Source organism: Natronobeatus ordinarius, from assembly GCF_024362485.1.
In the GTDB taxonomy this organism is placed as follows: domain Archaea; phylum Halobacteriota; class Halobacteria; order Halobacteriales; family Natrialbaceae; genus Natronobeatus; species Natronobeatus ordinarius.
This window is the reverse complement of sequence record NZ_CP101456.1, coordinates 2,901,991-2,922,164: the sequence shown is the minus strand read 5'-3', so window position 1 is coordinate 2,922,164 and position 20,174 is coordinate 2,901,991. Positions and strand designations below refer to the sequence as shown.

Here is a 20,174-nt window from a genome sequence, read left to right as displayed (position 1 = left end):
CCCTATCAGATAGATTCGAGGACGGTCGTCTCTCGGCGACTGACTCGTTACTCGTCTTCGAGTTCCGTCTCGAGGCCGGCCGCCTCGGCTCGTTCGAGGAGTTGTTCGGCCTGGGCGATCAGGGGTGCGTCGATCATCTCGCCGTCGACCTGAAAGACGCCCCGGCCCTCGGCGTCGGCCGTGCGTTTCCCCGCGAGGACGGCTGTCGCCCACTCGAGTTCCGCCGGATCGGGGGTGAACGCCTCGTTGATCGGCTCGACCTGGGCCGGGTGGATCGCCAGCTTCCCGTCGAAGCCGAGTTGGATGGCGAACTCGGTGTCGGCGATCAGGCCCTCCTCGTCCCCGAAATCCGTGTAGAGGGTGTCGATCGCTTCGACGTCGTTCGCGGCGGCCGCGATCACGACCCGTTCGCGGGCGTAGAGCACCTCGAGTCCCTCCTCGGTTCGCGTCGCTCCGACGTCGGCCGAGAGGTCCTCGGCGCCGACGATCAGGGCGTCGGTCGCATCGACGCCGGCGATGGCGTCGGCCTCGAGGACGCCGCGGGCGCTCTCGACGAGCGCGAGGACGGGAACGATCGCCTCGCGGCCTGCCAGGTAACTCACGAGTCGCTCGACGTCGGCGGCCGACTCCGCTTTCGGGAGCATGATGCTGTCGAGTCGAACGTCGTCGTCGCCGAGGACTGCCTCGAGGTCGGCGTCGGCTCCGAGGCCGACGGGATTGACCCGAACGCAGACCTCGACCTCGGGGTCGAAGTCGGGATCGGCAAGCACCGACCGGACGGCTTCTCGGGCCTCGGCCTTCCGGCCGGGGGCAACGGCGTCCTCGAGGTCGAACACCACGACGTCCGATCCCGCACCTGGAGCCTTTCGCATCATCTCGGGTCGATCGCCGGGCGTAAACATGACGCTTCTACGAACCATGTGCACGGAGTCGGGCGGAGACGGTTTGAATCTTGACACCGTCGTCGTCGGTCAGCGAAACAACTACGTTTCGAGCGAATCAGCTATCCCGTATGAAGAACCTGCTCTTCGAGTTCGAAGAGGAGAAGATGCCGCCAGCCGTAATCCTGGCGACGGCCATCCTGATCGCCGTCTTTCTCCTCGGAATCGCCTATCAACTACTGTTGCTCGTGCTGTGATCGAGGGAGGAGTCCCCGGGCGCACGCAGCTGATGCGTCCCGTTCTCAGGAGCTGACACTCCGTTCTCAGGGCCAGAGACCGCGTGCGCCGTGGGCTTCGGCGACCCGCTTGAGCGCGACGATGTAGGCCGCATCACGCCAGGTGACGTCTCGGACCTCGTACTCCGCTTTCATCGCGTTCCACGCTCGCAGCATCTCGGTCTCGAGCTCCTCGTTGACGCGCTCGAGAGTCCACTTTCGGCGGTTGATGTCCTGGAGCCACTCGAAGTAGGAGACGGTGACGCCGCCGGCGTTCGCTAAGATGTCCGGGATGACGGGAATCCCCTTCTCTTCGAAGATCTGGTCGGCGGTCGAGGTCGTCGGCCCGTTCGCGCCCTCGACGATGATGTCAGCCTGGATGTCGCGGGCGTTCTCGCCAGTCAGCACGTTTCCGATGGCGGCCGGGATGAGGACGTCGACGTCGAGGGTGAGGAGCTCCTCGTTGGCGAGCGTCTCCGGGGCGTCGTAGCCCGAGACCATCCCCGGTCGCTCGTCGTGGCCTTCGACGTCGTTCGTGTCGAGCCCGTCGGGGTCGTAGATGGCGCCGTCGACGTCGGAGACGGCGACGACCGACGCGCCGAGGTCGTCGAGGTAACGGGCGGCGTTCGCGCCGACGGAACCGAAGCCCTGCACGGCGACGGTCGTGTCGGCCGGATCCATATCGTAGTGCTCGAGCACCTGCTCCGTGACGATCCCGACGCTGCGACCGGGTGCTTCCTCACGACCGTAGCTTCCGCCGATGGACGGGGGTTTGCCGGTGACGACGCCGGGGCAGGTCTCACCCTCCTGCATCGAGTAGGCGTCCATGAACCACGCCATCGTCTGCGGGTCGGTCCCCATGTCCGGGGCGGGGATGTCGTTCATCGGACCGATCACCGGTCGGAGTTCCTGGGCGAGTCGTCGGGTGAGTCGTTCCTTTTCGTCCCCGCTCAGATCCTTGGGGTCGACGACGACGCCGCCTTTCCCGCCGCCGAAGGGAATGTCCATGACCGCACACTTCCAGGTCATCCACATCGCGAGGCCAACGCACTCCTCTTCGTTGACGCCCGGATGGTAGCGGAGCCCACCCTTGTACGGTCCTCTCACGTTGTCGTGGTGGGCTCGGTAGGCCGTGTAAACCTCCATCGTCCCGTCGTCACGCTCGACTGGGACCGTGAAGCGGTGGACGGACTTCGGGTGACGAAGCCGTTCGATGACGCCCTCGTCGACGTCGAGATGGGCCGCCGCGCGCTCGAGTTGACGTCGGGCGGTCTCGACGGCTGTCTCCTCTTCTTCCAGGTCGGGTGTAGATTGGGTGGATGCCATGGTGGATCGTTCGACCATATTACGCGTGCGTTGATGTGGCACACGTCTGAGTGAAAACCGACCGGCGACGGCGGGGTGTTCGCCAGTGAGTTCGCCGGTGCATTCACCCGACGTTTCCCATCCACCTTATTAACCCTTGCTACTCTGCCCAGATTCGAGCAATACTTGCACAGCCCCTGACGTGAGCCGTCATTCGGGCTGTTCCTTCCCGAATGTTGTTTCAATTTACCCCCGCGAGGAGGCGTGGGAACCGAACCAACGAGCATATCCGCGTTCGTTCCTAGGATCGGATATGGACAGGCGCACGTACCTTCGCTCGCTCGGGGTTGCGGGCGTCGCCGCGACGGCGGGCTGTCTCGACGGCGTCGCCGGGATGCTCGACGACGGCAGCGCCGACGGGGCGATTCTCGGCCCGCCGGAAGTCGACCTGAGCGCGGCGAGTCACCCGAGTTACGGCGACGACGTTCCGTCGTTTACCCTCCCCGACCCGCTCCTCGAGGAGGAGATCTCTCCGGAGCGATTCGTGGGCGAACGCGCGTTCTTGCTGACGTTCATCTACACCAACTGCCACGACGACTCCTGCCCGATGCTGCTTTCGCGACTCGTCCACGCACAGCAGGCAGCCGCCGAAGCGGGACTCGAGGACGAGATCGCGCTTCTGGCGATGACGTTCGATCCGGAACGGGACACCGAAGACGTGCTCAGAGAGGAAGCCGAGATCGTCGGTGCCGACCTCGAGGCCGGGAACTGGCACTTCCTCAGACCCGAGAGCTACGACGAGGCCGAGACGGTCCTCGCCGAGCAGTTCGGGCTCCAGCTCGACCACCACGGCCTCGATGACGACGACCACGAACACGACCACGACGACGACCACGGACACGACGACGACCACGGACACGACGACGACCACGGACACGGGAACGAAGCCGACGAGTACGACATCGTCCACTACAACCTGATCCTGCTGGTCAACCGAGACGGGATCGTCGAGCGCGCGTACCCGAACGCGGCGTCGGTCGAGTGGTCGGTGATCACGGACGACCTCCTGACGGTCGTGGAGGACGGATGAGACGACGCGACGTCATCGCGGGGATCGGAAGCCTGGGCGTCCTCGCCGGGGCCGGCGTCCTCGCTGCTCGAGGGCCATCGTTGCTCGACTCGGAGGGCGACTCCAACGGTGGCGGCGATCCGATCGAACTCGAGACGATCGACGCGCCGGGAAGCGAGGCCGGCACGATCACCGTTCCCCAGCCCGGTCAGGCGATGGTCGTCGACTTCTTCGCGACGACGTGTTCGTCCTGCGCGTCGCTGATGCCGACCGTCGCCGAGGCACAGGAAGCTGCCGAGGACGTCACGTTCCTCTCGGTGACGATCGAGCGGGACGAAGAACCGATCAGCGCGTGGTGGGAAGAACACGGAGGGAACTGGGCCGTCGGGATGGACCCCGGAATCAACCTCTACGAGCGCTACGACGTCGTCGCGACGCCGACGACGGTTGCCATCGACGGCACTGGCGAGGCCCACTGGCGCAGCCAGGGGAGCAAGACTCTCGAGGAGATCCTCGAGGGGGCGGCGGCCGCCAGAGAGGCCACCCTGGAGGAGTAGCGGCTGGACCGTCGTCAGTTTGCGGGTTGCAACGGTTTTTCTGGGACGGGTTACCGGCCAGCTACGCTCCCAGTATCCAACGAAGACGTTCGGTTTTGCCACGCCGAATCCACCAGCCCGAAACAGTCGATTGACTGGGATGTCGGCCGGAGTAGTGGATCCCCACGAGTGAGTACGGCTGGGATAACTAATCCGGCGGTCCGATTACGGGGTGTGCATGTCACGATCGAGTCCATCTAATATGCGTATCGGCTGCCCCCGGTGTAACGCGACCGTAACCACCACCGTCCCGCCAGGCGCCGGGATCGCCGACCCGGACGGCGACGAGTCGGCGAGACTCCGGGGCAAAGAGACGAACTGTGGTAACTGTGGCCACGAACTCGAGCTCTATTTCTACTGATCTCGGCCCCGAACGCGTTCGGTTCGGCTCCCGATCGCGCCTCTCCGCAGTCGAACGTGGACCACGACCGCTCCGCAGTCGAATGTGAACTTCGAGGAGGCCCCGACTCCACTGTGCAGGATCGTCCGCCGCGTCGAACAGTCAGGATCTGCCGCAACGAACGTTATGACCACACGGGGCTGTAGCGTCGTCTATGAACGTCGTCGTCGTTGGCGGTGGTCTCATCGGGGTCGCGATCGCAGCCCGCCTCGGCACAGGCGACACTGACGTCACCCTCTGTGAGCGCTCGAGCCTCGGCTCCGAGACGACAGAGGCCTCCGCAGGGATGTTTCTCCGGGGGACGTCGTCGCCGACCCGGTTCGACCAGCGACTTCTGGATCGGGCCTGGTCGACGTACGAGCACTTCCTCGACGACGGAGCGATCACCTCAACCCGGCTCGGTTCGCTGTTCGTCGCCGAGAGCGACGACTACGCCGCGACGCTCGAGGAGGCCGCGACCACCCTGCAGGCGTACGGCGTCGACGCGACGTTCGTCGACGCGTCGGAACTGCACCGGTTCGGGGTCGAGACCGATGGCTTCACGGGCGGGCTCTCCACCGCGAGCGACACCGCGTTCGAGCCCCAGGAACTCGTCGACGCCTTCGCCGAGCGCGCCCGCGAACGCGGCGTCGAACTCCGCACGGGAACCGACGTGACCGACGTCGTCCTCGAGGACGGATCGGTGGCGGGTGTCGAGACCGAGGCCGGGCGACTCGAGGCCGACGTCGTCGTCAACGCGGCCGGCCCGTGGGCGCCGGCGCTCAACGACCTGGTCGGCGTCTCGCTCCCGCTGGCACACACGCTCGGACCGATGCTCGCACTCGAGGGACGGTCGACCGCCGACCTCCCGTTCACGATCTTCGAATCGCGCCGGTATCTCCGCCCGGTCGACGAGGTTACGGTTTACTTTGGCGCGTTCACGACCGACTACGTGGAGGGGCAGCGATACGAACCGACGGCGCTGCGGATTCCCGAGGCGATGCGCACGGCCTCGAGGACGATCGACGAACTCGTCCCCGGATTTACGAACGCCTCGATCGTCGACGAGTGGGCTGGCCTCCGGACGGTGACGCCAGACGGCCGACCGATCGTCGGCGAGACCGACGTTCCCGGCTTTCTCGTCGCCTGTGGACCGACGGGGCTCGGAATCACGCTCGCGCCGGCGATAGCCGACGTCGTCGCGGGACTCCTCGAGGGGACGAGCGATCGGGAGAGCCGAGTCCGGCTTTCACCGGACCGATTCTGACGGCAGTCTGGTAAATACAAAGGACTTTACCAATCGTCGACCGCGTTCCGTACATGGCCGTGGACAGCGATTCGCCGATTCTGTACCTCGTACTCGGGGTCGCCGTGCTCGTGACGGCCGTCGTTCACGTCTCCGTTCTCCCCGACTACTTTCCGGACGACGCCACCCGTGCGGCTCCCTTCCTCCTGATCGGCTGGTTCACCTTCGGCGTCGCCTTCTACGCGATGGGGCGGCTCTTCTCCACGCCGGGTTCACTGCCGAGCATGCGTGGCGCTGACGTCGGGACGGCGCTGTTTCTCGTCTCGTTGCTCGTCGCTGGCGGCCTCGACGCGCTGGGATTCACCCCGGAGGTCGTTCTCGTGGCGTACGTCCCCCCAGCGATCGGGATCTACGCCGGACTCGCGTTGATCGGCTGGGCCGTCGGAAAACGCACGAAAGCCATCAACCGGATGGTCCACGAGGCGGCGTGATCGACGTCACCCCGTCACGTTCTCTCTCGCTTCCAGTCACTCCGGCGCTTTCACCTTGCTCACCAGCACCTGCACGTCCCCGAACCGGATCACGTGGTCGGCAACGCTGCCGAGCGCTGCCCGGTGGAAGCCGCCACGTCCTCGCGTGCCCATGACGATGAGGTCGGCGTCGACGGCTTCTGCGTACTCGAGCAGTTCGCTTCCCGGGGGCCCCGACGGCGTGGCCGTCGTCACCTCGAGTCCCTCCGCGTTCGCCCGGTCGGCGATTCGGGCGACGAACTCGTTCGCCCGATCGCGGATCGCCTCCTCCGCGCTCGCCGCATCGCCTGGCAGTCTGAGGCCGCCGAACGGGCCGGTTTCGACCACGCAGACGACGTGGACGGCCGCGTCGTGGACGCCTGCGAGCTCGATTCCCGTCTCGGCGGCTGACTCGGCGTACTCGCTGCCGTCAGTCGGAATCAGGATGACGTCGTACATTCGAGCGTACTCACGCACGCCGGTGTGAAAAGTTCAGCCCCGACGAAACGACCGCCGGTCGACCATCGTCGCGAGAACGCTTAACCGAGCGCGTTTCGAATGTGAGACTCATGCACGCAGTCATCGTTGGTGGCGGGATCGTCGGGCTGGCGAGTGCGTACGCTCTCGCTGACGAAGGAGCGACGGTCACCGTCTGTGAGAAGGGGTCGATCGGCAGCGGGAGCACCGAACGCTCGGTCGGCGGCATCCGCGCGCAGTTCTCGACGCCGGTCAACGTTGACCTCTCGCTCGAGAGCATGCGCGTCTGGGAGACGTTCGAGGACCGCTTTGGCATCGATATCGAGTACCGGCGGACGGGCTACCTCTTTCTCGCCCGGACCGAAGCGATGGCCGACACCTTCCGCGAGAACGTCGCGATGCAGACCGACCGCGGGGTCCCGAGTACGTTCCTCGAGCCCGAGGAAGCGCTCGAGTACTGTTCGGGGATCCGACCGGAGGCGTTCGTCGGCGCGACCTACTCGCCGACCGACGGCTTCGCCGACCCGCACCTCGCCGTACAGGGGTACGCACAGGCAGCCACCGAGGCGGGTGCGACGGTGCTGACGAAGACGGCCGTGACGGACGTCCGTCAGGACGGCGGTCAGGTGACGGGTGTCGAGACCGAGACCGGGCGACTCGAGGCCGACGTCGTCGTCAACGCGGCCGGCCCGTGGGCACGGCAGGTGGCGGCGATGGCCGACGTCTCCCTGCCCATCGCGCCCAGGCGCCGCCAGCTCGCCGTCGTCGAACCCGAGACGTCGGTGCCGGAGTCAGACCCGCTGGCGATCGACATGGCGCGTGGCTCGTACTTCCGGCCGGAACGCGACGGCGACGCCCTCGTCGGTGGCCACTTCGCCGACGTCGACCCCGACCACGATCCCGACGCCTACTCGACGTCGTTCGATTTCGACTGGGCCGCGTCGGCACTCGAGGCCGCCGCCGACTGGACGACCTACTTCGGCCCCGAGTCCGGGATCAAACGCGGCTGGGCGGGCCTCTACGCCGTGACGCCGGACAATCACCCGATCGTCGAGGAGACGGCCCCGGGCCTGATCACGGCCGCCGGCTTCTCCGGCCACGGCTTCCAGCACGCCCCCGCTACCGGCCGGCTCGTCGCCGAACTCGCCCTCGACGGGGAGGCGTCACTCGTCGATATCGACGGACTCTCGAGCGATCGGTTTGTGGCGGACGAACGCCACGTCGAGCAAAACGTCGTTTGAGGCAGGTCGGGGTATAGTACTCGTTTCAACGGTTAGGATAACCGGGCACCGACGAACGCGGGCGTTCGTCAGAAATCAGTGAGCCGAAGCTGGTCGCTGGGCGTGCCTTCGTCGGGTTCGGCACCCAGCAGCCGCGGGAGTGCCGTGTCCGCGAAGGTGAGCCCCAGCACGAGCAAGATCGGCGCCAGAAAGAGCCCGTAAAAGCCGAAGACCACCGGGCCGAGGATGTACGCGAGCATCAACAGCCCGACGTGGGTTCGCTCGCCGCTGAGGTACGGCCGGAGCACCAGGTCCGGGATCGTATCGACGATCACGATCGCCACCACGAGGAAGGCGCCGATGTAGACGAGCAGCGTCGTCTCGCCCGACAGGACGATCGGGAACGCGGCGGCTCCCGCCAGCGGCACGTAGATGATCTTCATTCCGACGACCGGGATCAGGCTCGCAACACCTGTGAGCGCACCGGCGAGCACCGGGTACGGAACCTCCGCACTGGACGGGACTGCGAAGTTGTATCCCGTGAAGGCGACGATCGCGACCAGCGAGATGATGATCACGTTCAGCAAGTTGCCAAAGAGGACGGCCTCGAGTTCGGCGTCGACGGTCTCTAAGTACTCACGGACGATCGCGTCGTCGTCGAACTGCAAGAGCCAGTTGCGAAGCCGTACGCCGTCGATCAGGAGGTAGTAGGTGACGACGGCGACGACCAAGAGGTTGAGCGCGAACGACGTGGTGATACTCGTGACGGCCGACGCGTGATCCTCGAGGAAGCCGATGAGAGGGTCGAACTCTCCGGCGGAGTACGCGCCGGCGAGTCCGTCGAAAGTTAACTCGGGGAGTTCGCCGCCGTCGTCGATCCAGCCGATGTTCTGGGCGGCCAGTTCGATGACAGCGTACTGTTCGTTGAACTCGTGCAGCTCGAGGACGACGAGGACGGCCGTGTAACTGAGCAGGACGAAAAGCGGTATCGAGAGCGCCGACAACGTGAGTACCGCCCGCGTCCGCACGGGGAGCTTGAACCGTCTGAGGCTCTTGTGGAACCGCCGCGTAGAGTAGTAGACGAACACCGAAACAGTGAGTGCTGCGATGAAGTGGTACGCGACGAAGGTGATCGCTGCGGCGACGGTGAGGCCAAACAGGACGACGAGTACGCGCCTTTCATTCATTGTAATTGACCATTCTGTTGAAACTGGTTACTTATAAATGTACTAGACGTTTCTGTCGGGGAGACGGTGTCAGCGAATTTCAAGCAGACCTGGAGTTTCAACGTCCGCTAAAACCCATCGCGCAGGTAGACCGTCTCGAGCGGGAACAGTCGTTCGAGCGTCTCGACGGTCTCCGAACGCGCCTCGAGTCGGCCTGCTATTCGAGTGTCACAGCTCGCCGACGAACGCCTCGATTCGCCGGAGCGCCTCGCGGAGCTCTTCGAGCCCGGTCGCGTAGGAGACGCGGAGGTGGCCCTCGCCGCCCTCGCCGAAGACGTCGCCGGGGACGACCGCGACGCCCTGCTCGCGGAGCAGCGATTCGGCGAACTCGTCGGCCGTCCCCGCCCAGTTCGGCGGCACCTCGGGGAAGAGGTAGAACGCGCCCCTAGCCTCGAAGCAGGGCATGCCGATCTCTTCAAATCTCGAGCGGACGAACCGTCGACGGCGGTCGTACTGGGCCACCATCTCCTCGACGTCGTCGTCACAGGCGGTGAGTGCCTCGAGGGCGGCGTACTGGGCGGTCGTCGGTGCGCTGAGCATCCCGTACTGGTGGATGCGATTCATCGCGCCGATCGCGGTAGCGGGCGCGAGCGCGTAGCCCAGCCGCAACCCGGTCATCGCGTACGCCTTCGAGAAGCCGTTGAAGACGACCGTCCGCTCGCGCATCCCGTCGAACGTCGCGATCGACGTGTGCTCGCCCTCGTAGGTGAGTTCGGCGTAGATTTCGTCGGTAAAGACGGTGAGGTCGTGAGAAACGGCGAACTCGGCGATCGGCTCGAGCTCGGCACGCGTCATCACGGCCCCCGTCGGGTTGTTCGGGTAACACATGACGAGCACGTCGGCGTCGGCCGCCCCGGCGGTCTCGAGCGCGTCGACCGTCAGCCGGAACTCGTCTTCCTCGCGGGTGACCACGGGCAGGACCTCGCCGCCGGCGAAGAGCACGCCCGGCTCGTAGGAGATATACGCCGGCTGGGCGATCGCCACCGTGTCGCCGGGGTTCACGAACGCCCGGAACGCGAGGTCGACCGCCTCGCTCGCGCCCGCCGTGACGATGATCTCCTCGTCGGGGTCGTACGCGAGGTCGAACCGCTCGCGGCTGTAGGCGGCGATCGCCTCGCGCAGTTCGCGCATCCCTCGGTTTGCCGTGTACGAGGTTCGCCCGCGCTCGAGCGAGGCGATGGCGGCGTCGCGGGCGGCCCACGGCGTCGAGAAGTCGGGTTCGCCGACGCCCAGCGAGATGACGTCGTCGCGCTCCTCGGCGATCTCGAAGAACTTGCGGATGCCCGACGGTGGCACCGCCTGGACGCGCCTGGCGGGCTCGATCGTCATGGCGAGATCGAGAGCCGGTCGTCGTCGTCGCCGTCACCGAATTCGATTCCGCTCTCCTTGTAGGAGGTCATCACGTAGTGGGTGACCGTCTGGGTGATCTCGGGTACTGGCGCGACCTTCTCGCTGATAAACTGCGACACCTCCCTGATCGAGTCGCCCTCGACCTCCATGTCGAAATCGTAGTCGCCGCTCACGAGCCGCAACGCCTTCACCTCCGGGAACTTCGCAAGGCGCGACGCGATGTCGCCGTAGCTCGTCTCCCGATCGAGCGTGACGTTGAGCTCGACCTCGGCGCGGACGCGCTCGCGTTCGAGTTTGTCCCAGTCGACGACCGCCCGGTAGCCCCGGATCACGCCCGCCGACTCGAGCTCCTCGATCGTCGCTTCGACCTCGTCCGCGTCGAGGCCGGTCATTCGCGCGATGTCCGCGACGTCGTACCGCGCGTTCTCACGAAGCAGCTCGAGCACCTCGCGTTGGCTCATATCGCTTCCCAGCGCGAGCGCGAGTAAAAGGGTTTCCTCACGTGCAATGTTGGCGAGCCGAGCGGTCGTCTTCGAAGACCGAGTCCCACAACTTCGGTCGCGTGGACGGGGCGAGCGGATCGACGACCGTCGGTATCAGTAGTGCTGGAACAGGAGCGCGCGCACGTCGTCTTTCGTCTGGACGTCCTCGGTCGTTCCGTCGGGGAGCGTGACGCGGTATCGGTAGTCTGCCGACGGTGACTCCTCCCACTTGTCGTCGTGCGTATCGAGCAGGTTCATCATCCGGTTGAGCATGTCGTCGTCCGAGGCCGACCCGTCGCCGTCGTCTGCGTCGTCTTCCCCAGCTTCGTCTGCGTCGTCTTCCCCAGCTTCGTCTGCGTCGTCCTCCCCAGCTTCGTCTTCGCCGTCGTCTACGTCGGCCTCCCCAGCTTCGTCCTCGGCCTCGTCTGTGGCGTCCTCACCGTCTCCAGCCCCGTCTTCGTCTTCGTCTGTCACATCCTCATCGTCTTCAGTCTCGAGGTCGTCTCCGGCACCATCGCCGATCCCGTCGTCGACGCCGGCTGCGCCTTCGTCGAACGCGATGGCCTCCCGGTCGTCGAGTTCGGCCGCGACGGAGGCGGCGACGTCGTCGGTCGCGGAGGCGTCTCCTGTCCCGTCGACGTCGAGTTCGAGGTCCCCGTCGAGGTTGTCGATCAGAAACTGGACGGCGTCCCGTTCGCGGACGTAGCCGTACCTGCCGACGACCTGTGCCGAAATTTCTTCGCGGAGCTGCTGGATGAACGCGTACTGCTCGTCCGTGACCTCGAGCGTCTTCATGTGCTCTCGATGTCGCGGCGGGTACATAATAGTTCCACGCACTGTCTCGACAGTCGAACGGGTCGGCACGTTCCGCGACCGGAGGTATTTACCCGACGCCTGCCGAATCGAGAGCACATGGTCCTGCAAGAGTCCGAGTCCGAACTCGAGGCTGGCGACGCCGCACCCGACTTCGAGTTGCCCGGAACCGACGAGGAGCCGTACACGCTCGAGTCGTTCGCCGACGACGAGGCGCTGCTCGTGGTGTTCACGTGCAACCACTGCCCGTACGCGAAGGCGAAGTTCGACCTGCTGAACGAACTCGCCGCCGAGTACGACGACGTCTCGGTCGTCGGGATCAATCCCAACGACGCCGAGGAGTACCCCGAAGACGCCTTCGAGAAGATGGTCGAGTACGTCGAGGAGGGAGAGATCGCCTTCGACGCCTACCTCCGTGATGAGTCCCAGGCGGTCGCCGCCGCCTACGGTGCGGAGTGTACGCCGGATCCGTTCCTGTTCGAGCGTGCCGACGAGGAGTTCCGCCTGGTCTACCAGGGGCGCCTCGACGACGCGCCGAACCCGGACGATGAACCCACCGAGTTCCCCATTCGGGAGGCCATCGACGCCGTGCTCGCAGACGAGGACGTCGACCTCGAGTGGGTCCCCTCTCGAGGCTGTTCGATCAAGTGGACGGACGCATAGGTCGGCCCGGTTTCACCCGGCTCGACGGCTCACCGAACGACGACGACCGGAACCGGTGCCCGCCGGACGACTTTCTCTGCGACGCTGCCGAGCATGACGCGAGCGACGCCCGTTCGGCCGTGGCTGCCGATGACGACGGCGTCGAACCCGCCCTCGGCTGCCTGGTCGACGATCACGCGGTGTGGTTCGCCCGTCTCGAGGTCCGTGTTTACCTCTCGGCTCGCCGCGTCGGCCGTCTGGCTCGCTTCCTCGAGCAGTTCTTCCCCGCGATCGACGGCCTCCTCGTAGCCGGGAATTCGATCCTCTCGACCGCCGAACGCCGACCAGTAGCTCTCCGGGAGCGTCACGACGTGGAGGACGGTCACCGTCGCCTCCGGAAACTGCTCCAGTGCGTACGTCAGCGCGTCCGTCGCCGGATCCGATCCGTCGTATGGGACGAGTACCTCCTCACCCATAGGTCGATACTCTCCCAGCACGACGATAACTTCTTCCATAATCATTCGTGATGGTCGGGCGACGATCCGATCGAACTCGTGCTAGCTGCGCTCTTCGGACTGGCCGGAGCCGTTCGCGTACGCCGGTCCCGTCGCGTCGTCGGCTGTCGCGAGGTCGGCCGAAAAACCGCCCTGGGGGCCGACGTAGCGCGTCCACAGCACGAGGAACGTCGGCAGGACGAAGACGCTCCCGAGGAAGGCGTAGGTGATCGTCAGTCCGGTGATCAGGCCGAACTGCTGGAGCGGCGGCAGGATGGCGAACGTGAGGACGCCGAAGCCGCCGACGGTCGTCGCGGCGCTGCCGAACAACGCCCCGCCGGTTCCCGTGACGCTCCGGGAGAGCGCCTCCCAGAGGTCCCGCCCGCGGCGACGCTCGAGGACGTACCGTTCGGCCATGTGGATGTTGTACGCCACCCCGAGCCCGACCGTGAGGCTGGTGATCGTGCCGGTCATCACGTTGAACGGGATCTCGAGCAGGTACATCGTCCCGAGGATCCACGTCACCGAGAGGACGATCGGCAAGAGCGTGATCGCGCCGAGGATCGCGCTCCCGTGGTACCGGCGGTAGGCGAGCATGAGGAAGGCGAAGACGGCTACGAGCGTCACGAGCAGGCTCTCGAGGACGGTCTGGAACAGTTCGTCCTCGATGATGCCGAAGACGATCACCTGTCCCGTGGCCGTGGCCTCGAGACCGTTCCCGTCGAGGACGGCGGCGACGTCGCGAGTCTCCGCGTCGACGAGGTCGCTGCTCGCGCCACCGCGGACCGAGACCGTCAGCAAGAGGGCCTCGTACTCGTCGTCCGCCCGATAGACGACGTCCGCCGCCGCGTCCTCGTCTGCTTCGTACAGCGCATCGTACACCGACTCGAGGTCGGTGTCGGGAACGTCGTCGCCGGTCGTATCCGCGTCAGTGAACGTCTCGTTGAACGACTCGTTCTCGGCGGCGACCGACTCCATGACCGACAGGGGGCTGTCGACGTCGGCGCTGCCGTCGGCGAGAATCACCGTTGCGTCCCCATCGGCGGCGAGCGACTCGGCCTCGTCGATCCGCTCGAGGGTGTCGTCAGCCGTCACGTCGCCCTGGACGAGTACCTGTGACTGGGTGTCACCCCGGAGGAACCGTTCGTCGACGAACTCGAGGTTCTCCTTGGCGGCGTACTCGCCGGGTGCGAACGGCTCGGGGAGCGAGTCCATCCACTCGGGCGGGTCGTCGGCGATGAAGTCCTCCTGTTCGAAGGAGGTGTCGAGCTGGGTCGCCCCGGCGACGCCACCGGTGGTCAGGAAGAAGACCACGATGACGACCGTCCAGGGTGCGCGACGTGCGACCCGCTGTCCACCCAAGAGGACGCCACTCACCCGGCCCCCGCCGGTGCCGAACGCGCGTTTTCGCCGATCGATCCCGCGACGCTCGAGGACGTCGTCGAGCGCCACCTTCATCGCCGGGACCAGCACGGCGAAGATCGCGAACGCCGAGGCGATCCCGAAGGCGCTCGCGACGCCGAACTCCCGGATCGGGGCGACCGGGCTGACGAGGTTCGAGAGGAAGCCGATGACGGCCGTCGCGGTGACCCAGAGGAACGCGACGCCGAGTCCGCCGAGGACGATCGCCATCGCCGGGCGCGTCCCACGCGTTCCGTCGTCGGATTCGCCGCGTTGCTCGCGGTGGCGCATGAAGACGTGGATCGCGTAGTCGATGCTCAGTCCCACGAGTAACACCGGCACGGCGATCATGATCTGATTGAAGTCGATCCCGGACCAGCCCATGAAGCCGAACGTCCAGAGGAGTACGAGGACGATCCCGAACAGCCCGAGGAGAATGTCGAGGAGGTCGCGGTAGGCGATCGTCAAGACGACCGCGACGAACAGCAACGCGAGCGGGAGGACGATCGCGAAGCTGTCGAAGAGCGATCGATCGATCTCGTCGGTGATGATCCCGACGCCGAAGACGAACCCGTCGTCGCCGAATCGCTCGTCGACGAGGTCAGACATCGTGAGCTGACTCTCGACGATCTCTTCCGGCGCTTCACCCTCCACGGCGTCCGCGACCGGCATCTCCTGGGTAACGAAGATCGTTCTCGCGTCGGTGCTCGTCTCTCCCGGATCGAAGTCCGACGGAACGAAGGCGAACGCGCCGTTTTCGGCGTCCTCGCCAAGCACCGCGTCGATGGCGTCCTCGAGTTCGTCCTCGTCCGCTTCCTCGAGTTTCTCGATCTCTTCTTCGAGCGTCGTTTCGATACCCTCCTCGAGTTCGTCGAATTCGTCTCCGAGTTGCTCTCGTCGCTCTTCGAGTTCGTCTGCGTCCTCCTCGAGTTGTTCGCCCCGTTCTTCGAGTTGTTCGGCGTCTTCATCGAGTTGTTCGGCGTCTTCATCGAGCTCTGCTGCGTCCTCCTCGAGTTGTTCGCCGCGTGCTTCGAGTTCGTCTGCGTCCTCCTCGAGTTGCTCGCCGCGTGCTTCGAGCTCCTGTTGGTCTTCCTCGAGCTGTTCGCCGCGTGCTTCGAGTCCCTGAATCTCGTCTGCGAGGATCGTCTCCTCGATCTCGCCGTAGATCGCCTCGAGTGCTTCGGGATCTTCCTCGACTGGTTCGCCTCGTTCGAGGGCGGCGAGCGTCGAGACGGCGGCTCGTAGCTCGTCCATCAATTCGAGGAAGGTTTCAGCCCCCTCGTCGTCGAGCGCTCCCTCGGCCTGGGCCTCGATCACGTCGAACTCGGCCTCGAGCTCGGCGGCTTCCGCCTCGTACTCTTCTTCCTCGATCAGTCCCTGCTCGTACGTCGCGTTCAGTTCCTCGTACTCCTCCTGGAGGGTCTGGGTCTCCTGGAGGAGTTCGGTCAGCGTCTCGGCCGTCTCATCGAGTTCCTGCTGGTCTTCCTCGAGTTCCTGGCTCCGCTGCTCGAGGAGCGCCTGATCCTCCTCGAGTTGCTGGCTCCGTTGTTCGAGCTCCTGTCTGTCTTCCTCGAGTTCCTCGCCTCGTTCTTCGAGTTCCTCGCCCCGTTCTTCGAGCTCCTCGCCTCGTTGTTCGAGCTCCTGTCTGTCTTCCTCGAGTTCCTCACCCCGCTCTTCGAGTTCCTCGGCCGTCTCCTCGAGTTCGTCGCCGCGTTCCTCGAGGTCGTCCGCCAGCTCCTGCTGGATCGCGGTCGAGGCGACGATCGAGGAGAGATCGGAGAAGGCGTCCTCGTCGGCGAGCGTCTCGTTCACCGTCTCGTTCTCACGGAAGTCCCGCTGTAGCTCGAGCGTCGCGAGCAAGCTGTCTCGAGACAGCGCGTTCTCGTCGCGAACGACGATCTGTGCGGTCGTCTCGTTGTCCGCGGTGCCGAAGTTGTCGTCGACGTAGTCGAGAGCGTCGGCTTCCTCGCTTTCGGTCTCGAACTGGTCGAGTCCGGGCGTCTGGTCGAGGGCGGTCACGCCGCTCCCGAGCGCGAGCGAGAGGACGAGCATGACGACGATCACGGCGCGACTTCGTCGGGTGATCGCCGCGATCGCTCGATCAGCGACGCCCACGCGACCCTCCGCCGACGCACCGACTGGTGAAACGAGTAGCGAATCTCATATATCTCTCGTGAACGTTCACGAAATCGTTCGGGAACTGGACGGAGCTAAACCGTGCTACGGGCCCGTCGAAGGAAAACCTTGTCCGACGGTTCAGCTTCTGAACTCGAGGCCGGCCGAGACGACACGCGTTCTGTCAGCTGTTCCGAATCGAAACGACCGACTTATTGGAGTCGAGAGCGGGGAACCGAGGTATGAGAGACCTCTTCCTGCGCGCCGCCCGGGGCGAACGCACGGAGCGGCCGCCAGTCTGGCTGATGCGTCAGGCCGGCCGCTACCTGCCCGAGTACCGGGAAATCCGCGCCGAGCACAGTTTCTACGAGGCGATCACGACGCCCGACATCGCCGAACGGATCACCCTCCAGCCGTGGGAGCGGTTCGAACCCGACGGGGTCGTCATGTACTCGGACATCCTCACCGCCATCGAGCCGCTTGGCTTTTCCTACCACATCGAGCCCGGCGTCGGTCCCGTCGTCGAGAACCCCGTCGAGGGACCCGACGACGTCGAGCGTGACCGAACACCCGTCGACGAGGAACTCCCCTACGTTGGTGAGCTACTCGAGCGCCTGCAGGAGCGTCTCGACGGCCGGGCAGCGGTTCTGGGCTTCGCTGGCGGGCCGTTCACCCTCGCCGCCTACACCGTCCAGGGCGAGCCCTCGCGGAGTTTCATGGCCCTGCGAGAGCTGCGCGCGGCCCACCCGGAGGCGTTCCGGGCGCTGCTCGAGCAGTTCGCCGACGTCGTCGCCGAGTTCCTCGAGTACCAGGTCGCCCACGGCGCGGACGTCGTCAAGCTGTTCGACACCTACGCCGCCTTGCTCGGTCCCGAAGACTACCGGGAGTTCCTGCTTCCGCTGCACCGGCGGATTCTCGAATCGGTCGACGTCCCGACGCTGATCTTCGCTCGGAACATGGGCGGCCGACTCGAGCTGCTCGCCGACAGCGGCGCGGACGTGGTCGCGCTCGACTGGACCGTCGACATGGCGGCCGCCCGGGCGGAACTCGGTAACGTCCCCGTACAGGGGAACCTCGATCCGGCCGTGCTGCTCGGCGACGAGGAGACCGTCCGCGCGCGGACGCGAGAGGTTATCGAGGCGGCCGGCCCGACGGGGCACATCCTGAACCTCGGCCACGGGGTTCACAAGACGACGCCGCCCGAGAACGTCCGGGCGTTCGTCGAGACGGCGAAAGGCGTCGAGCGGTCGTGAACGCGGATCTGTTGCGGTAAGACGATATTACCGCCAGCAGACGACGGGATGTGTGTCGAATCGGGGCCATCCGCGACCGTCACGGTCCGTCGTCAGGGGCTGACGGTCAGGATTTTCGCCCCAAACGGATTTGGGAGTGTGCTTTTGCACCCTCTCGAGTAAGCACTGGATAGATGACCGTCCACAACCTCGAAACCCGTGAGGAAATCTCCAATACGATCTTTACGGCACTCGCCAGCGAACAACGGCGGCTTGTGATCGACATCGTCGGCGCTCAGAGCTCACCAGTCGACGAGCGGGAACTCGCGACGTACCTCGCGGCACGAGAACGAGACATCGAACTCGGCGACGTGACCCGCGAGGACCGACGACGCGCACTGGCTACGCTTCGTCACCGCGTCCTCCCGGAACTGGAGGCGGCTCGACTCGTCGAACGACGCGACGACGGCGTCACGATGGCCGATCACCCCACCGTCGGTCACGCCACGATCGGCCGACTCCTCGAGGCCGACCCGCCGGACGACGTGCTTCGCGCCCTCGCGAACGGCCGTCGGCGAGACGTGTACGCGATCCTCACCGCGGAAGGGCCGTCGATCGACCGTCGAACGCTCGCGCGAACTGTCGCCGCCCGCGAGTACGACGTCGATCCCGTAGACGTTCCCGACCAGGAGGTCGAGGACGTGCTCGTGACTCTCCACCACGTCCATCTGCCAGCGCTCGAGGACGCCGGCCTGCTCGAGTACGATCTCGAGGTCGGACGAGTCAGCTTCAACAGCCACCAGGCGCTCGAGGATGCCACCCTCGAGGCGGACGAATCCGTGACGGTGATTCTGGCCTCGGCGTGATCGACTCGCGGTCGAGCCACGGGTCGTTCGGCCCTGCGGCTGCGAAACGAAGCGTCCAGCCCGGGTTCTGCGGCGCGAGTCGCGGTCGGTTCGCGCGTCTCAGTACTTCGGATCCGCGCCCGTCGTCTCGTAGACGGCCTCCATCAGCCGGTCACGCTCGGCTTGCCAGGCGGGCAGATCGGTGGGGCTCGAGGGGTAGGCCTCGTAGTGGGCGAGGATCTCGTCGGCTCGTCGTTTCGTCTGGTAGAGGTTCCAGATCGTCCCCCAGTGGCCGCGGCTCTTCAGCAGCGCCTCGAGTTTGAGCTTGAGGCCGATGTCGGTACTACCCGAGTAGAGCGCCTCGGCGAGTTTGTCGCCGGGCATCGCCGCGAGCAGCCCCATCAGGTCGTCGACGTCGACCGCCGTCGAGAGGATGTTGTAGACGTCGAGGGCGGCGTAGCGAGCCCCGTAGTGGTTCATCACGCGCTCGTTGTACCGCCAGAAGGTTTCCTCGCTCGGATCGCCGGTCTCGAGGGCCTCGATCACCTGCTCGCCGGCGTAGCTGCCGGCGTAGGCGGCGCCCGCGATGCCGCCGCCGGTAGTGGGGTTGACGTGTCCGGCGGCGTCGCCGACCGCGACGAAGCCCGGGTGGACGGCCGAATCGTAGGGTCGGCGCGTCGGCAAGGCGGCGCCGAGTTTGTCCTCGACGCGCGCGCCCGCGAACTCGGGGCGCTCGCGCAGGTCGCGTTTCAGATCCTCGACGAGCTTCATCGGCTCTTCGGTCATCTGGAAGCCCAGGCCGGCGTTGATCTCCGTCTCCGTGCGCGGGAAGTACCAGAGGTAGCCCGCCGCTCGCTCGGTCGGCTTGAACACGAGCGCGTCCGACCACTCGACCGGCTCCTCGACGTGGATGATCTCGCGGTAGGCCGAACAGAAGTGGGTGTAGTTGACGTTCGTGTCGAACGTCGAGTCGGCGAAGTCGACCTTATCCTGCAAGAGCGAGAGCGAGCCCGCCCCGTCGACGACGACGTCGGCCTCGTACGTGACCGGTTCGCCCTTCCGAATCGCCGTCACGCCCGTGACCCGACCGTCGTCGGCCTGGCGCACGTCCTGCACGACGGTGTCGTAGTGAAAGTCGGCGCCGGCGTTACCCGCACCCTCGATGATCCGTCGGCCGTACTCCCAGCGGTCGATGACCGCGAGTTCGCCGGGGACCGGAATCTCGAGCACCGTCTCTTCCTGTGGGATCTCGAACCGGCCGTGGTCGACGTCGGTGTTCGTGAAGGCCGGCTCGAGTTGTGACTTGGGAATTACGTCCGGGAAGGCGTCGGCCCCCTTCAGGGCGTCGCCGCAGGCGATGTGTCCCGCTTCCTCCTCCGTCTTTCGCTCGAGGACGACCACGTCGTATCCCTCTCGAGCGACCGTCGCGGCGGCGTAACAGCCGGCGGTTCCCGCGCCGACGACGACCACGTCGGGCGACTGCGTCCCCGCCGTCGTGGCGTCGGCAGACTGCTCCTGAAGGCTCATACCACCGTGTGCTAACCGGAACGGGAAAACGTTTGTCTTGCCCGACGCTGCCGCCGGGATTCGTCGCCTCGATCCCCCGCCCTCCGGTGA

The 20,174-nt window shown here is 65.8% G+C and carries 20 protein-coding genes; 10 read left to right on the top strand and 10 right to left on the bottom strand.

What is annotated here, in order from left to right; all coding sequences use genetic code 11:
* Positions 1–47: 47 nt before the first annotated feature.
* Positions 48–920 carry an HpcH/HpaI aldolase/citrate lyase family protein gene (locus NMQ09_RS14890; protein ID WP_255191370.1) on the bottom strand — a complete coding sequence of 291 codons (873 nt, stop codon included), beginning with the start codon at positions 918–920 and terminating at the stop codon, positions 48–50.
* 92 nt (positions 921–1,012) lie between these two features.
* Between NMQ09_RS14890 and NMQ09_RS14885 the strand changes: the two genes are divergently transcribed.
* Positions 1,013–1,138 (top strand): hypothetical protein, encoded by a 126-nt coding sequence (locus NMQ09_RS14885; protein WP_255191369.1) that lies wholly within the window; start codon positions 1,013–1,015, stop codon positions 1,136–1,138.
* A gap of 66 nt (positions 1,139–1,204) precedes the next feature.
* Here NMQ09_RS14885 and gdhB read toward each other — a convergent pair whose 3' ends face one another.
* Positions 1,205–2,482, bottom strand: coding sequence for a glutamate dehydrogenase GdhB (gene gdhB / locus NMQ09_RS14880; RefSeq protein WP_255191368.1), 1,278 nt, complete (start codon positions 2,480–2,482; stop codon positions 1,205–1,207).
* A 292-nt stretch (positions 2,483–2,774) separates the two neighbouring features.
* On the opposite strand from gdhB, the gene NMQ09_RS14875 reads away from it, so the two are divergent.
* The 5 genes from NMQ09_RS14875 (at position 2,775) to NMQ09_RS14855 (ending at position 6,242) form a co-directional block, all read left to right on the top strand.
* The gene (locus tag NMQ09_RS14875) at positions 2,775–3,551 is read left to right on the top strand and encodes an SCO family protein (RefSeq protein WP_255191367.1); all 777 of its coding nucleotides are present in this window, start codon (positions 2,775–2,777) and stop codon (positions 3,549–3,551) included.
* Positions 3,548–4,087 (top strand): TlpA family protein disulfide reductase, encoded by a 540-nt coding sequence (locus NMQ09_RS14870; protein ID WP_255191366.1) that lies wholly within the window; start codon positions 3,548–3,550, stop codon positions 4,085–4,087. Before NMQ09_RS14875 ends, NMQ09_RS14870 begins: the two co-directional genes overlap by 4 nt.
* 241 nt (positions 4,088–4,328) lie before the next feature.
* Positions 4,329–4,487, top strand: a complete 159-nt coding sequence (locus NMQ09_RS14865) for a hypothetical protein (RefSeq protein ID WP_255191365.1) — start codon at positions 4,329–4,331, stop codon at positions 4,485–4,487.
* Positions 4,488–4,680: 193 nt separating this feature from the next.
* Positions 4,681–5,772 carry an NAD(P)/FAD-dependent oxidoreductase gene (locus tag NMQ09_RS14860; RefSeq protein ID WP_255191364.1) on the top strand — a complete coding sequence of 364 codons (1,092 nt, stop codon included), beginning with the start codon at positions 4,681–4,683 and terminating at the stop codon, positions 5,770–5,772.
* 53 nt (positions 5,773–5,825) lie between these two features.
* Positions 5,826–6,242, top strand: a complete 417-nt coding sequence (locus NMQ09_RS14855) for a hypothetical protein (protein ID WP_255191363.1) — start codon at positions 5,826–5,828, stop codon at positions 6,240–6,242.
* A 36-nt stretch (positions 6,243–6,278) separates the two neighbouring features.
* Here NMQ09_RS14855 and NMQ09_RS14850 read toward each other — a convergent pair whose 3' ends face one another.
* Positions 6,279–6,719 carry a universal stress protein gene (locus NMQ09_RS14850; protein WP_255191362.1) on the bottom strand — a complete coding sequence of 147 codons (441 nt, stop codon included), beginning with the start codon at positions 6,717–6,719 and terminating at the stop codon, positions 6,279–6,281.
* A 110-nt stretch (positions 6,720–6,829) separates the two neighbouring features.
* Here NMQ09_RS14850 and NMQ09_RS14845 point away from each other — a divergent pair, with 110 nt between their 5' ends.
* Positions 6,830–7,978 carry an NAD(P)/FAD-dependent oxidoreductase gene (locus tag NMQ09_RS14845; RefSeq protein WP_255191361.1) on the top strand — a complete coding sequence of 383 codons (1,149 nt, stop codon included), beginning with the start codon at positions 6,830–6,832 and terminating at the stop codon, positions 7,976–7,978.
* A gap of 68 nt (positions 7,979–8,046) precedes the next feature.
* Here the strand turns inward: NMQ09_RS14845 and NMQ09_RS14840 are convergent, their stop codons facing one another.
* From NMQ09_RS14840 to NMQ09_RS14825, 4 genes are all read right to left on the bottom strand, one after another.
* Positions 8,047–9,144 (bottom strand): AI-2E family transporter, encoded by a 1,098-nt coding sequence (locus NMQ09_RS14840; protein WP_255191360.1) that lies wholly within the window; start codon positions 9,142–9,144, stop codon positions 8,047–8,049.
* A 207-nt stretch (positions 9,145–9,351) separates the two neighbouring features.
* On the bottom strand, positions 9,352–10,512 hold the full coding sequence (locus NMQ09_RS14835) for an aminotransferase class I/II-fold pyridoxal phosphate-dependent enzyme (protein WP_255191359.1): 1,161 nt from the start codon (positions 10,510–10,512) through the stop codon (positions 9,352–9,354).
* Entirely contained in the window at positions 10,509–10,994 is a 486-nt protein-coding gene (locus NMQ09_RS14830) for an Lrp/AsnC family transcriptional regulator (RefSeq protein WP_255191358.1), read from the bottom strand. Before NMQ09_RS14830 ends, NMQ09_RS14835 begins: the two co-directional genes overlap by 4 nt.
* 135 nt (positions 10,995–11,129) lie before the next feature.
* Positions 11,130–11,810, bottom strand: a complete 681-nt coding sequence (locus tag NMQ09_RS14825) for a hypothetical protein (RefSeq protein WP_255191357.1) — start codon at positions 11,808–11,810, stop codon at positions 11,130–11,132.
* 117 nt (positions 11,811–11,927) lie between these two features.
* On the opposite strand from NMQ09_RS14825, the gene NMQ09_RS14820 reads away from it, so the two are divergent.
* Entirely contained in the window at positions 11,928–12,491 is a 564-nt protein-coding gene (locus NMQ09_RS14820; RefSeq protein WP_255191356.1) for a thioredoxin family protein, read from the top strand.
* Between the two features lie 29 nt (positions 12,492–12,520).
* Here the strand turns inward: NMQ09_RS14820 and NMQ09_RS14815 are convergent, their stop codons facing one another.
* A complete protein-coding gene (locus NMQ09_RS14815; protein WP_255191355.1) occupies positions 12,521–12,946 on the bottom strand; it encodes a universal stress protein in 426 nt (141 codons plus the stop codon).
* An 81-nt stretch (positions 12,947–13,027) separates the two neighbouring features.
* Positions 13,028–16,480 (bottom strand): MMPL family transporter, encoded by a 3,453-nt coding sequence (locus NMQ09_RS14810; protein WP_255191354.1) that lies wholly within the window; start codon positions 16,478–16,480, stop codon positions 13,028–13,030.
* A 242-nt stretch (positions 16,481–16,722) separates the two neighbouring features.
* Between NMQ09_RS14810 and hemE the strand changes: the two genes are divergently transcribed.
* The gene (gene hemE / locus NMQ09_RS14805) at positions 16,723–17,733 is read left to right on the top strand and encodes a uroporphyrinogen decarboxylase (protein WP_255191353.1); all 1,011 of its coding nucleotides are present in this window, start codon (positions 16,723–16,725) and stop codon (positions 17,731–17,733) included.
* Between the two features lie 173 nt (positions 17,734–17,906).
* Positions 17,907–18,578: a DUF7344 domain-containing protein gene (locus NMQ09_RS14800; protein ID WP_255191352.1), complete on the top strand. Its 672-nt coding sequence runs from the start codon at positions 17,907–17,909 to the stop codon at positions 18,576–18,578.
* Between the two features lie 99 nt (positions 18,579–18,677).
* Here the strand turns inward: NMQ09_RS14800 and NMQ09_RS14795 are convergent, their stop codons facing one another.
* Positions 18,678–20,084 carry a geranylgeranyl reductase family protein gene (locus tag NMQ09_RS14795; RefSeq protein WP_255191351.1) on the bottom strand — a complete coding sequence of 469 codons (1,407 nt, stop codon included), beginning with the start codon at positions 20,082–20,084 and terminating at the stop codon, positions 18,678–18,680.
* Positions 20,085–20,174 lie beyond the last annotated feature (90 nt).

What these genes read in the sequence shown, in the direction of transcription:
- NMQ09_RS14890 (WP_255191370.1), bottom strand. Translation starts at nt 920, where the DNA reads ATGGTTCGTAGAAGCGTCATGTTTACGCCCGGCGATCGACCCGAGATG.
- NMQ09_RS14885 (WP_255191369.1), top strand. Translation starts at nt 1,013, where the DNA reads ATGAAGAACCTGCTCTTCGAGTTCGAAGAGGAGAAGATGCCGCCAGCC.
- gdhB (WP_255191368.1), bottom strand. Translation starts at nt 2,482, where the DNA reads ATGGCATCCACCCAATCTACACCCGACCTGGAAGAAGAGGAGACAGCC.
- NMQ09_RS14875 (WP_255191367.1), top strand. Translation starts at nt 2,775, where the DNA reads ATGGACAGGCGCACGTACCTTCGCTCGCTCGGGGTTGCGGGCGTCGCC.
- NMQ09_RS14870 (WP_255191366.1), top strand. Translation starts at nt 3,548, where the DNA reads ATGAGACGACGCGACGTCATCGCGGGGATCGGAAGCCTGGGCGTCCTC.
- NMQ09_RS14865 (WP_255191365.1), top strand. Translation starts at nt 4,329, where the DNA reads ATGCGTATCGGCTGCCCCCGGTGTAACGCGACCGTAACCACCACCGTC.
- NMQ09_RS14860 (WP_255191364.1), top strand. Translation starts at nt 4,681, where the DNA reads ATGAACGTCGTCGTCGTTGGCGGTGGTCTCATCGGGGTCGCGATCGCA.
- NMQ09_RS14855 (WP_255191363.1), top strand. Translation starts at nt 5,826, where the DNA reads ATGGCCGTGGACAGCGATTCGCCGATTCTGTACCTCGTACTCGGGGTC.
- NMQ09_RS14850 (WP_255191362.1), bottom strand. Translation starts at nt 6,719, where the DNA reads ATGTACGACGTCATCCTGATTCCGACTGACGGCAGCGAGTACGCCGAG.
- NMQ09_RS14845 (WP_255191361.1), top strand. Translation starts at nt 6,830, where the DNA reads ATGCACGCAGTCATCGTTGGTGGCGGGATCGTCGGGCTGGCGAGTGCG.
- NMQ09_RS14840 (WP_255191360.1), bottom strand. Translation starts at nt 9,144, where the DNA reads ATGAATGAAAGGCGCGTACTCGTCGTCCTGTTTGGCCTCACCGTCGCC.
- NMQ09_RS14835 (WP_255191359.1), bottom strand. Translation starts at nt 10,512, where the DNA reads ATGACGATCGAGCCCGCCAGGCGCGTCCAGGCGGTGCCACCGTCGGGC.
- NMQ09_RS14830 (WP_255191358.1), bottom strand. Translation starts at nt 10,994, where the DNA reads ATGAGCCAACGCGAGGTGCTCGAGCTGCTTCGTGAGAACGCGCGGTAC.
- NMQ09_RS14825 (WP_255191357.1), bottom strand. Translation starts at nt 11,810, where the DNA reads ATGAAGACGCTCGAGGTCACGGACGAGCAGTACGCGTTCATCCAGCAG.
- NMQ09_RS14820 (WP_255191356.1), top strand. Translation starts at nt 11,928, where the DNA reads ATGGTCCTGCAAGAGTCCGAGTCCGAACTCGAGGCTGGCGACGCCGCA.
- NMQ09_RS14815 (WP_255191355.1), bottom strand. Translation starts at nt 12,946, where the DNA reads ATGGGTGAGGAGGTACTCGTCCCATACGACGGATCGGATCCGGCGACG.
- hemE (WP_255191353.1), top strand. Translation starts at nt 16,723, where the DNA reads ATGAGAGACCTCTTCCTGCGCGCCGCCCGGGGCGAACGCACGGAGCGG.
- NMQ09_RS14800 (WP_255191352.1), top strand. Translation starts at nt 17,907, where the DNA reads ATGACCGTCCACAACCTCGAAACCCGTGAGGAAATCTCCAATACGATC.
- NMQ09_RS14795 (WP_255191351.1), bottom strand. Translation starts at nt 20,084, where the DNA reads ATGAGCCTTCAGGAGCAGTCTGCCGACGCCACGACGGCGGGGACGCAG.